General features: G+C 43.4%; 1 protein-coding gene. It reads left to right on the top strand.

The genetic code is table 11. From position 1 onward, the window contains the following. The coding region (locus tag E5329_RS29325; RefSeq protein WP_275443903.1) for a sigma factor-like helix-turn-helix DNA-binding protein at positions 1 to 155 on the top strand (155 nt) is incomplete at its 5' end. Positions 156 to 571 lie beyond the last annotated feature (416 nt).

Genomic DNA, 571 nt, shown 5'->3' with positions numbered 1-571 from the left:
CATTGCTTACGGTGGACAGGCGTACCCTGCAAATCATCCTGCTGAAAATGCAGGGGTATTCCACAAAGGAAATTGCCCCGCTTGTGGGATTGACAACGGGTGCTATCTATGCAAGGCTGTACCATCTGCGGAAAAAGCTGCGGAAGATTTTATAAGCATCTAATATAGATGGTTTTTCAGTGGGCTATTGGATGGGGGATAAAGTTCTCCCATCCAATTTAAAATTAAAAGAATAAAATTCCCGTCCACAGGGAATACTAAAAAGTTTGCCCAAAATCTTGACATGGGTGCAGCCGCTATGGTATTCTGAAATACCCATAAGGGAATTGGAAGATTGAAAATGAAATAAGCACATAGTTAGAAGAATGGAATGTCAGCCGACGGATAAGGCTGACCGTCGCCGAATTTATGCTGCCCTTTTCGGCTGACGTATGGCAGCATGGTTTTGAATCTCAAAGCCGTTACATAGCATTGCGAATCTGAGCAGGAGAAAAAACTCCTGTCATTCGTGGTGCGGTGTAGCGGCTTTTTCATTTATCCAAAAGTCAAGAGAAATCAAATCCAGAACGGA

Source organism: Petralouisia muris (genome assembly GCF_004793545.1).
In the GTDB taxonomy this organism is placed as follows: Bacteria; Bacillota; Clostridia; order Lachnospirales; family Lachnospiraceae; genus Petralouisia; species Petralouisia muris.
This window is presented reverse-complemented; position numbering and strand designations above follow the sequence as displayed.